This window comes from Variovorax ureilyticus, from assembly GCF_037889935.1.
Classification (GTDB): domain Bacteria; phylum Pseudomonadota; class Gammaproteobacteria; order Burkholderiales; family Burkholderiaceae_C; genus Variovorax; species Variovorax ureilyticus.
This window is the reverse complement of record NZ_JBBKZU010000020.1, coordinates 100,831-110,798: the sequence shown is the minus strand read 5'-3', so window position 1 is coordinate 110,798 and position 9,968 is coordinate 100,831. Positions and strand designations below refer to the sequence as shown.

Here is a 9,968-nt window from a genome sequence, read left to right as displayed (position 1 = left end):
TCACCCGCACCGATCTCAATGCCTTGATCGCACGCATGCGCGATCGATGGGCGCAGAGCCTGAAGCTGGCCGCTTGAAGAATACGTGTGCGAACTTCCGAAACGGAGTACTTAGCCGAGCCTAGTGCAGGTCGCCGCTGAGGTATGGCTCGGGATCCACCGCCACGCCCTGCTTGCGGATCTCGAAATGAAGCTTCACGCGGTCGGCCCCGCTGTTGCCGATCTCGGCGATCTTCTGGCCTTGCCGCACCACTTCGTTTTCCTTCACGAGGATCGTCTGTGCGTGCGCATAGGCGGTGAGATAGGTGTCGTTGTGCTTGACGATGACCATGTTGCCGTAGCCACGCAGCTCGCCGCCGACGTAGACCACGCGTCCATCGGCCGACGCGACGATCGGATCGCCCATGTTGCCGGCGATGTCGATGCCCTTGTTGCGATTGCCATCGAAGGTCGAGATGGTCCGGCCTGGCGCGGGACGCAGGAAGGTCGCCGTCTTCGCCGGTGCCGGTGGTGGCGCCGGTCGCGCGCCGGCCGGCGGCAAGGGATAGAAGCCGGGTGCCGGCCCCTGGCTCTGGTTCAGGGGCGTCGACTTGCAGGCGACCAGAGAGATAGCCGCCACCGTGACGGCAGCGGCGCGAAAAAAGTGGTTGTGTACTTTCATGGCGGCTCTTTCGAACGCGATGGAGGGCAGGGGGTTCCCGACCTCGCGACAGAAGGCCATTTTTAGCATGGTGCGGGCGTCGTGGGGGCGGCGAGCTTCTGGAGCAGGGGCCGACGAGCGAGCAAGGCCTCGCGCGGACCCGCGTCGACGATCCTTCCGGCTTCCATCAGCAGGACCGTATCGAAGCGGTCGAGCAGGCTCAGTCGATGGATCGACGCGATCACGCACGCATCGGGGAAAGCGGCGGCGATGCGATCGAGCACGCGGCCCTCGGTAGTCGCATCCAGCGCACTCGTCGGCTCGTCGAGCAGCAACAGCGAACTGCCACTTGCTGCAAGGACGCCCCGCGCGAGAGACAGCCGCTGGCGCTGCCCGCCGGAGAGGTTGAAGCCGCGCTCGGAGAGCGGCGTATCGAGTTCGCCATGCGTGGCCTTGAGCACGTCGTCGAAGGTGCTTACGTGCATCGCGGCATCGAGGTCCGCGTCCGCCAGGGGCTGTCCGAAGCCGAGGTTTTCCCGGACACTCGCCTCGAACACCTCGGTTTCCTGCGGGATCAGTGTGGCGATGTGTCGCAGGCACGGCCATGGCTGAGGTTCTCCGTCGATGGCGAGTGTGCCGCCGTGCGGCGGATAGAGACCGGCGAGCACGCGCAGCAGCGTGCTCTTGCCCCCGCCGCTCGGGCCCACGAGCGCGACGCGCTCGCCGCGCCGCAGCCTGAGCGACACCTCGTGCAATCCGCTGCGAGCGGTCTCGGCGGATGCCTGCGGATTGCGCGGTGCGTACTTCCATACGAGGTCCTTGACCTCCAGCGTGCGCCACTGCGCTTCGGCGTCGATGGCTTCTTCGGCCGGCGCCTGCATGCGCGAAGGCGCCGCCCAGATGGGGCCGGCGCTCGTGTAGTCGGTATGCATGCGCGCGAAGAACTGGAAGTTGGCTGCCATCGACGACACCACGCTCGCCGCCTGCTGCGCGTACTGGTAGATCATGAAGACGGCACCGAGCAACAGCGTCTCGCCCGGTGTGCGGTTCTGCCAGACGTAGGCCACGACCAGCCCCCACGTGAGCGCCAATCCCATCAGGTCGACGGCGAACCACTTGCCTTCATTGAGCACGACCGTGCGCCGCAACGGCTCGGAGATCGCTTCCATTCGCCGCTTCAGCAGCCAGCGCGAGGCGCTCGAAAGCCGCAGTCCGATCACCGTCGATGCATTGCCGAGGAAATCGAGCAGCGCCGCGACGTAGCGCCGGTCGGCGTTGTTCTCCGCGCGCGCGAGCCGCATGAGCGCGCGATCGAAGCGCACGATGATGACCGCGATGACGATGTAGCCCAGCACCGCCATCGCGCCGCTGGCTCCGGAGAGAAGCGTCAACGCGATCAGGGGCCCGATGAAGTTGACGATGTTCGTGAGATAGATGAACTGGTTCTGCGCGAAGTCCGCCAGCGCGCGGCTCGCCTGGTGCACGCGGTGCTGCAACTCGCCCGAATGGTGTCCTTCGTGCCATGCGAGCGGCGCCGCGGCGATGCGCGCGTAGAGCGCATCGGCCAGTTGTTCGCGCACGCGAAGCCCCACATTGCGCTCGAGGATGCGCCCCGGACCGTGGATCGCCCACGAGAGAAGGTAGACGGCGGCGAGCCCCGCGATCCACCGTCCCGAGCGATCGATCTGTCCTGTCTGCAGTGCGTTGATCGCCTGCGCTGCGAGCCACGGCATCGTCAGGCGCATCAGCTGCGACGCGGTAAGCAGCACCGTCGCCACGAGCAACCTGGGCCGCCCGCCTTCGGCATAGCGCCAGAGCGCGGCGTACAACTCGCGGATCGCGCTGCCGGGCGTGCCGCTGCGGATGCTGCCGTCCATGCCCGGATTGCGTTGCTCTACTTGACCGGAATCGGCGCTCCGCGATCGATGGGCACCGCGGTGACGCTGTTCTTCGGGGAGCCGTCGATGAGGAGATCGGAGTAGGTCAGATAGACCAGCGTGTTGCGCTTCACGTCGACCATACGTACCACGCGAAGCCGCTTGAAGAGGATCGACTGCCGCTCGCTGTACACCTCTTCGCGCTTGGGCAGTGGTTGCGTGATGCTCACCGGTCCCACCTGCCGGCAGGCGATCGAGGCCTCGGCCTTGTCTTCCGCAAGGCCCAGGGCGCCGGAGACCCCGCCGGTTTTCGCGCGCGAGACGTAGCAGGTCACGCCAATGACCTTCGGGTCGTCGTAGGCATCGACCACGATCTTGTGGTCGGGGCCGATGAGCTTGAAGGCGGTGTCGACGTCGCCGACCTGTTCGGCCCTCGCGAACACCGTGAGGGCCGCCAAGCAGAGGAGGGCCGCACCTTGCGCTAACCGGCTCATACGATGTCCAGCGTATGGACCCGGTCGAAGCTGCCGCGACGCCGGTCCTCGAAGTAGCGCTCCAGCGCCGCCTTGACGGTACGGAAGGCGATCTCCTCCCAGGGAATCTCTTCTTCGGTGAAGAGCCGTGCTTCGAGGGTTTCGTGGCCCGGATCGAAGCGGTCGCTCAAGAGCCGTGCGCGGTAGAACAGATGGACCTGCCCGACCCGCACCACGCTCATCACCGCGAAGAGACCTTCCATCTCGTATTCGGCACCGGCTTCCTCGTCGGTTTCGCGCGCCGCGCCTTGCTCGGTCGTCTCGTTGAGCTCCATGAACCCGGCGGGCAGCGTCCACTTGCCCCAGCGCGGCTCGATATTGCGCTTGCACAGAAGGACGCGGTCGCCCAGCACGGGGATCGTGCCCACCACGTTCAGCGGGTTCTCGTAGTGGATGGTGTTGCACGCGGGGCAGACCGCGCGCTCCTTCGTGTCCCCGTCATCGGGAACACGGTAGACCACCGCGGTGCCGCAGTTCTTGCAGTGCTTGATGGGAACGCGCAGGAACATCGGAGGTTCTGCGTGCGCTTCAGACCACCTTGACCGTCAGTGCCGGCAGCCCGGTGATCTCGCCGACCAGCGTATCGCCGGCGACCACTGCGGCCACGCCTTCGGGCGTGCCGGTGAAGATCAGGTCGCCGGGCTGCAGTTCCCACGCGGCCGACAGGTGCTCGATGGTCTCGGCGATGTTCCAGATCAGCTTGCTGACGTTGCTGCGCTGGCGGTCTGCGCCGGCGACCTGGAGCGAGATCTCGGCCTTCTCGACGTCACCCGCCTTGGCCACCGGCACGATCGGCCCGATGGGCGCGCTTTGCTCGAAGCTCTTGCCGATATCCCAGGGGCGGCCCTGCTTCTTCATGTCGTTCTGCAGGTCGCGGCGGGTCATGTCCAGGCCGACCGCGTAGCCGAAGATGTGCTTGTGGGCGTCCGCGGCCTTGATGTCCTTGCCGCCGGTGCCGATGGCCGCGACCAACTCGATCTCGTGGTGCAGGTTCTTGGTGAGCGTCGGATAGGCCATGGTGCCGGTGGCGCCGGCATCGACCACCACCACGGCGTCCGCCGGCTTCATGAAGAAGAAGGGCGGTTCGCGGCCGGTGAAGCCCATTTCCTTGGCGTGCTCTTCGTAGTTGCGGCCGACGCAATAGATGCGGTGCACCGGAAACCGGGCGGCTTGTCCGACGACGGGGATCGAGACGACGGGGTGGGGGGTGAATACGTACTCGGAAGCCATGGGAAATAGAGTCCTTTACTGCGCTTTTTCCTGCGAAAACGGCAGTGTGCCAGAGCAGGCGGCGGGCCGCCCTCCGGCCTTGCCCTGCCCACCTCGCTGGCCGGTGTCACCGGGCGGCGATATGCTTGCCGGATCATGAAGCTGCACAACTATTTCCGTTCCTCCGCCTCTTTCCGGGTGCGCATCGCGCTGAACCTGAAGGGCCTCGACTACGAATACATCCCTGTGCACATCGCCCGCGGCGATCACAAGACCGGCCCGTTCTCCGCGATTTCGCCCGACATGCTCGTGCCGCTGCTCGAGGACGAAGGCGAACGCCTCACCCAGTCCATGGCGATCATCGAGTACCTCGACGAGGTGTACGCCGAGCCGGCCCTGCTGCCGCACGATCCGGTGGGCCGCGCGAAGGTGCGGGCACTGTCGCAGTCGATCGCGTGCGAGATCCACCCGCTCAACAACCTGCGCGTGCTGAAGTACCTCGTGCGCGAACTCAAGCTCGACGACGATGCCAAGAACGCCTGGTATCGCCACTGGGTGCGCGAGGGCTTGCTGGCCTTCGAGCGCCAGCTGGCACTGCTGCCCGCGAGCACCTACTGCTACGGCAACACGCCGACCATGGCGGACTGCTGCCTCGTGCCGCAGATATTCAACGGACAGCGCTTCGACTGCGACTTCAGCGGTCTGCCCCGCACCATGGCGGCGTACGAGGCCTGCATGCAGCTCGAGGCATTCCAGCGCGCACAGCCTTCGCAATCGCCTGACGCCGAAGCGTGATTCCCTCCGACTGGATCGTCCCCGACTGGCCGGCGCCGCCCGGCGTGCATGCGGTGTGCACGACGCGCGCCGGCGGCGTCTCGCTCGGCAACTACCAGGGCCTGAATCTCGGCGACCACGTCGGCGATGAGGCGGCCGCGGTGCGCGTCAACCGCCAGGCGTTCGCCGATGCGATCGGTGCGCGGCCCGTGTTCCTCCAGCAGGTGCATGCGACCGACGTCGCCGTTCTGGGCAGCGGGGCGATCGACGGCAGGGTCGCCGACGGCTGCATCACGGTCCAGCGCCGAATCGCCTGCACGATCATGGTGGCCGACTGCCTGCCGGTGCTGTTCACCGATGAGTCCGGCGAATGCGTTGCTGCAGCCCATGCGGGTTGGCGGGGCCTTGCCGCGGGCATCCTCGAACGCACGCTCGATGGCTTCGGCGCGAGCGGCGGCGCGCAGCGCGTGATCGCCTGGCTCGGCCCGTGCATCGGCCCCGATGCGTTCGAAGTGGGGGATGAAGTCCGCGCCGCTTTCGAGAGCATGTCGCCCGATGCGCGGCAGTGCTTCGAGCCGGCGCAAGCGCAAGGCAAATGGATGGCCGATCTCGCAGGGCTTGCGCGGCAGCGCCTGCATGCGGCCGGTGTCACGCAGCTCTACGGCAACGACAGCACCGATGCGTGGTGTACGGTGCACAACCCGTTACGATTTTTCTCGCACCGGCGCGACCGCATCAGCGGACGGTTCGCCGCCTGCGTCTGGCGCGACTGAGGATGCTGCATGTGCGCGAATGGCTGCTTCACGCTCTACGGCTTCGCGCTCTTTCAAGGCGCGACGGCGCGCAGGGGTGCTCATCAGGTAAACCACCAGTGCCACCGGAATCAGGCCGTAGAGTAGAAAGGTGAACACCGCTCCCAGGACCGTGCCGTTGGTGTTGGTGGCCTCTGCGACCGCCATCATCAAGGCAACATACAGCCAGGCAATCACGACGAGGTGCATAGATGATGTTTTCAAGAAGGTATCGAATGCCGCGCTGGCCGGGTATTCGTGAATGCAGCATACTCAAATGCCATTCAGAACAGGTGAGGAGTCAGGAGACACCATGAAACAAGAACACGCCGCGGCTGCAGACACCTTCGCGCCGTTTCAACAGGCGCTCTCGCAGGGATGGAGCAAGGCACTCGAGGCACTCCAGACGATCGGCGCGCACGGCAACGGACACAGCCCCTTCCCGGAACTCCCCAAGTTTTCGCTCGACCCCGAAAGGCTCCAGGAACTGCAGCAGCAGTACCTGAGCGAAGCGGCGCAGCTCTGGCAGCAGGACATCGCGGCCCGCACCAGCGGCGACAAGCGCTTTGCCGGGGAGGCATGGAGCCACAATCCGCTTTCTTCCTTTGCCGCGGCGGTCTACCTCCTCAACGCGCGCACCTTGATGAGCATGGCCGAAGCCATCGAGGCGGACAACAAAACTCGCGCCCGCGTGCGTTTTGCGGTCGAACAATGGATGGCGGCATCGTCGCCGAGCAATTACCTCGCGTTCAATGCCGAGGCGCAGAAGAAGGCGATCGACACGCAAGGCGAGAGCATCGCCAAGGGCATCCAGAACCTGATGCACGACGTGCAGCAGGGCCATATGAGCATGACCGACGAAAGCGCCTTCGAAGTGGGCCGCAACGTCGGCTCGACCGAGGGCGCGGTGGTCTTCGAGAACGACCTGTTCCAGCTCCTCGAATACAAGCCGCTGACCGCCAAGGTCTACGAGCGGCCCCTGCTGCTGGTGCCGCCGTGCATCAACAAGTTCTACATCCTCGATCTGCAGCCGACCAACTCGCTGATCCGCTATGCGGTGGAGCAGGGGCACCGCGTCTTCGTGGTGAGCTGGCGCAACCCGGATTCGTCGATGGCCCAGTACACCTGGGACCAGTACATCGAGGATGCCGCGATCAAGGCCATCCACGTCACGCAGGAGATCACCGGGCAGGACAAGGCCGGCGGCAAGATCGACACGCTCGGCTTCTGCGTCGGCGGCACCATCCTGAGCACTGCGCTGGCCGTGCTGGCCGCACGCGGCGAACAGCCCGCCGCGTCGGTCACACTGCTGACCACCTTGCTCGACTTCACCGACACCGGCGTGCTCGATATCTTCATCGACGAAGGCTTCGTGCAGTTCCGCGAGATGCAGATGGGCAGCGGCGGCCTGCTGGCGGGCGGCGAGTTGGCGTCCACCTTCAGCTTCCTGCGGCCGAACGACCTCGTGTGGAACTACGTCGTCGGCAACTACCTGAAGGGCGAGACGCCGCCGCCCTTCGACCTGCTCTACTGGAATAGCGACGCGACCAACCTGCCGGGGCCGATGTACTGCTGGTACCTGCGCAACACATACCACGAGAACAAGCTGGCGCAGCCCGGCGCGCTCACGGTGTGCGGCGAGGCGGTCGATCTGGGCAGCATCGAAGCGCCCGTGTACATCTACGGCTCGCGCGAAGACCACATCGTGCCCATCGGCGGCGCCTATGCGTCGACTCAACTCCTGTCAGGCAAGAAGCGCTTCGTGATGGGCGCTTCGGGCCATATCGCCGGCGTGATCAATCCGCCCGCGAGCAAGAAGCGAAGCCACTGGATCCGCGCGGACGGCAAGCTGCCGAAGACGCAGGCCGAGTGGCTGAGCGGTGCCACCGAGCATCCCGGCAGCTGGTGGACCGACTGGTCCGACTGGCTCAAGACCCACGCGGGCAAGCAAATCCCAGCCCCCAAGTCCTACGGCAAGGGCAGCGCCTACAAGGCGATGGAACCTGCGCCGGGCCGTTACGTCAAGGCAAAGGCCTGATCCCTGTTTCCGTCATTCAATTCTCAATCCACGCATCGGAGAGCACACATGGAAGACATCGTCATCGTTTCAGCTGCACGCACCGCCGTCGGCAAGTTCGGCGGATCGCTGGCCGGCATTCCGGCGACCGAACTCGGCGCCCTCGTGATCAAGGAGGTGCTCGCACGCGCCAAGGTCGCGCCCGACCAGATCGGCGAAGTCATCATGGGCCAGGTGCTGGCGGCCGGCGCCGGCCAGAACCCGGCGCGCCAGGCGCTGCTGAAGAGCGGCATCGTCAAGGAAACGCCCGCGCTGACGATCAACGCGGTGTGTGGCTCCGGCCTCAAGGCCGTGATGCTCGCGGCGCAGGCGGTCGCGACCGGCGACAGCGAGATCGTCGTGGCTGGCGGCCAGGAGAGCATGAGCCTCGCGCCGCACGTCCTGCCCAACTCGCGCAACGGCCAGCGCATGGGCGACTGGAAGCTGCAGGACACGATGATCGTCGACGGCCTGTGGGACGTGTACAACCAGTACCACATGGGCATCACGGCCGAGAACGTCGCCAAGAAGTACGACATCAGCCGCGCTGCGCAGGACGAGCTTGCGCTGGGCAGCCAGACCAAGGCGGCCGCCGCGCAGGATGCCGGCAAGTTCAAGGATGAGATCGTCGCGGTCAACATCCCGCAGAAGAAGGGTGATCCCATCGTCTTCGACAAGGACGAGTTCATCAACCGCAAGACCAACGCCGAAGGGCTCGCGGGCCTGCGCCCCGCCTTCGACAAGGCCGGCGGCGTGACCGCGGGCAACGCTTCGGGTCTGAACGACGGGGCCGCCGCGGTGATGGTGATGACCGCCAAGAAGGCGGCCGCGCTCGGCCTGCAGCCGCTCGGCCGCATCGCGAGCTATGCGAGCACCGGCCTCGATCCGGCCTTCATGGGCATGGGCCCGGTACCGGCATCGCAGAAGGCGCTGCAACGCGCCGGCTGGAAGCCGCAGGATCTCGACCTGCTCGAGATCAACGAAGCCTTCGCGGCGCAGGCCTGCGCGGTGAACCGCGAAATGGGCTGGGACGTGAGCAAGGTCAACGTGAACGGCGGCGCCATCGCCATCGGTCACCCGATCGGCGCGTCCGGCTGCCGCATTCTGGTCACGCTGCTGCACGAGATGCAGCGCCAGAACGCGAAGAAGGGCATCGCGTCGCTGTGCATCGGTGGCGGCATGGGCGTGGCACTGACGATCGAGCGCTGAGCGCTGCTTGCCTGACCAAAGCCGCGTCCGTTGGGCGCGGCTTTTTTCTTTCCCGATCGAGACGACAACCAAGCAGGAGACAAGAAGGATGAACGAGAACGACAGCACGCTGTTCCAGCAGATCCGCGACGAGCTCTTCGTCGCGGCGGTAGGCGATGTGCTCGACACCATGGGCTATCACCATCAATTTCTGCCGGCCGGCATCGCGCCGCTGGAAAGGTCGATGCGCATCGTCGGCCGCGCGATGCCGGTGCTGGAAGCCGATGTCATCAACGACGGCCGGAAGTCGGCAGGGCCCCTGTCGGGCAAGCCATTCGGCCTGATGCTGGAGGCGCTCGACGACCTCAGGCCCGGCGAAATCTACATCGCCACCGGCGCCTCGCTGCGCTATGCGCTCTGGGGCGGGCTCATGTCGACGCGCGCGCAGCGCCTGAAGGCGGCGGGCGCCATCCTGGACGGCTATGTGCGCGATGCGAACGAGATCGAGCATCTCGGCTTCACCGTGTTCTGCCGCGGAACCTACGCGCAGGACCAGGGGGTGCGCGGGCAGGTGATCGACTACCGCTGCACGATCGAGATCGACGGCGTGCGCATCGCGCCGGGCGACCTGCTCTTCGGTGATCGAGAGGGCGTGCTGGTCATCCCCCGCGAGGTCGAGGCCGAGGCGGTGCAGAAGGCTCTCGAGAAGGTGCGCACCGAGAACAAGGTCGCCGATGCCATCCGCAATGGCATGGGTGCGTGCGAGGCATTCCGGACCTTCGGCGTGATGTAGGTGTTTCCCTCGACTTAAGGAAAACATAAGCCCGTCTTCAAGATTCGCTGATTGTGCCGCTGCCGGTCTGCCCTGACGATGGTCGTTTCCCGATCGTTGTCAAGGAGA

The 9,968-nt window shown here is 65.8% G+C and carries 11 protein-coding genes; 5 read left to right on the top strand and 6 right to left on the bottom strand.

Features of this window, described 5'->3' with window-relative positions; all coding sequences use genetic code 11:
• Positions 1-120: 120 nt before the first annotated feature.
• The 5 genes from WKW77_RS30900 to WKW77_RS30880 all read right to left on the bottom strand — a co-directional run bounded on the left by WKW77_RS30900 (position 121) and on the right by WKW77_RS30880 (position 4,279).
• Positions 121-660 (bottom strand): murein hydrolase activator EnvC family protein, encoded by a 540-nt coding sequence (locus WKW77_RS30900; RefSeq protein ID WP_340360709.1) that lies wholly within the window; start codon positions 658-660, stop codon positions 121-123.
• 62 nt (positions 661-722) lie between these two features.
• A complete protein-coding gene (locus tag WKW77_RS30895) occupies positions 723-2,516 on the bottom strand; it encodes an ABC transporter ATP-binding protein (protein ID WP_340360708.1) in 1,794 nt (597 codons plus the stop codon).
• Between the two features lie 17 nt (positions 2,517-2,533).
• A complete protein-coding gene (locus WKW77_RS30890; protein WP_340360707.1) occupies positions 2,534-3,010 on the bottom strand; it encodes a CreA family protein in 477 nt (158 codons plus the stop codon).
• Positions 3,007-3,558, bottom strand: a complete 552-nt coding sequence (locus tag WKW77_RS30885) for an NUDIX hydrolase (protein WP_093161700.1) — start codon at positions 3,556-3,558, stop codon at positions 3,007-3,009. Before WKW77_RS30885 ends, WKW77_RS30890 begins: the two co-directional genes overlap by 4 nt.
• Positions 3,559-3,577: 19 nt before the next feature.
• Positions 3,578-4,279, bottom strand: a complete 702-nt coding sequence (locus WKW77_RS30880) for a fumarylacetoacetate hydrolase family protein (RefSeq protein ID WP_093161701.1) — start codon at positions 4,277-4,279, stop codon at positions 3,578-3,580.
• A gap of 135 nt (positions 4,280-4,414) precedes the next feature.
• Between WKW77_RS30880 and maiA the strand changes: the two genes are divergently transcribed.
• Positions 4,415-5,053 (top strand): maleylacetoacetate isomerase, encoded by a 639-nt coding sequence (gene maiA / locus WKW77_RS30875; protein WP_340360706.1) that lies wholly within the window; start codon positions 4,415-4,417, stop codon positions 5,051-5,053.
• Positions 5,053-5,805: a peptidoglycan editing factor PgeF gene (gene pgeF, locus WKW77_RS30870; protein WP_340360715.1), complete on the top strand. Its 753-nt coding sequence runs from the start codon at positions 5,053-5,055 to the stop codon at positions 5,803-5,805. The genes maiA and pgeF overlap by 1 nt, the downstream gene beginning before the upstream one ends.
• On the opposite strand, the gene WKW77_RS30865 is transcribed toward pgeF, so the two are convergent.
• Positions 5,737-6,033 carry a hypothetical protein gene (locus WKW77_RS30865; RefSeq protein ID WP_340360714.1) on the bottom strand — a complete coding sequence of 99 codons (297 nt, stop codon included), beginning with the start codon at positions 6,031-6,033 and terminating at the stop codon, positions 5,737-5,739. The two genes, pgeF and WKW77_RS30865, sit on opposite strands and share 69 nt — an antisense overlap.
• 103 nt (positions 6,034-6,136) lie before the next feature.
• Between WKW77_RS30865 and phaC the strand changes: the two genes are divergently transcribed.
• From phaC to WKW77_RS30850, 3 genes are all read left to right on the top strand, one after another.
• Positions 6,137-7,861 carry a class I poly(R)-hydroxyalkanoic acid synthase gene (gene phaC / locus WKW77_RS30860; RefSeq protein ID WP_340360705.1) on the top strand — a complete coding sequence of 575 codons (1,725 nt, stop codon included), beginning with the start codon at positions 6,137-6,139 and terminating at the stop codon, positions 7,859-7,861.
• Positions 7,862-7,909: 48 nt separating this feature from the next.
• Entirely contained in the window at positions 7,910-9,088 is a 1,179-nt protein-coding gene (locus WKW77_RS30855) for an acetyl-CoA C-acetyltransferase (protein WP_340360704.1), read from the top strand.
• An 88-nt stretch (positions 9,089-9,176) separates the two neighbouring features.
• Entirely contained in the window at positions 9,177-9,860 is a 684-nt protein-coding gene (locus WKW77_RS30850) for an RraA family protein (protein ID WP_340360703.1), read from the top strand.
• Positions 9,861-9,968 lie beyond the last annotated feature (108 nt).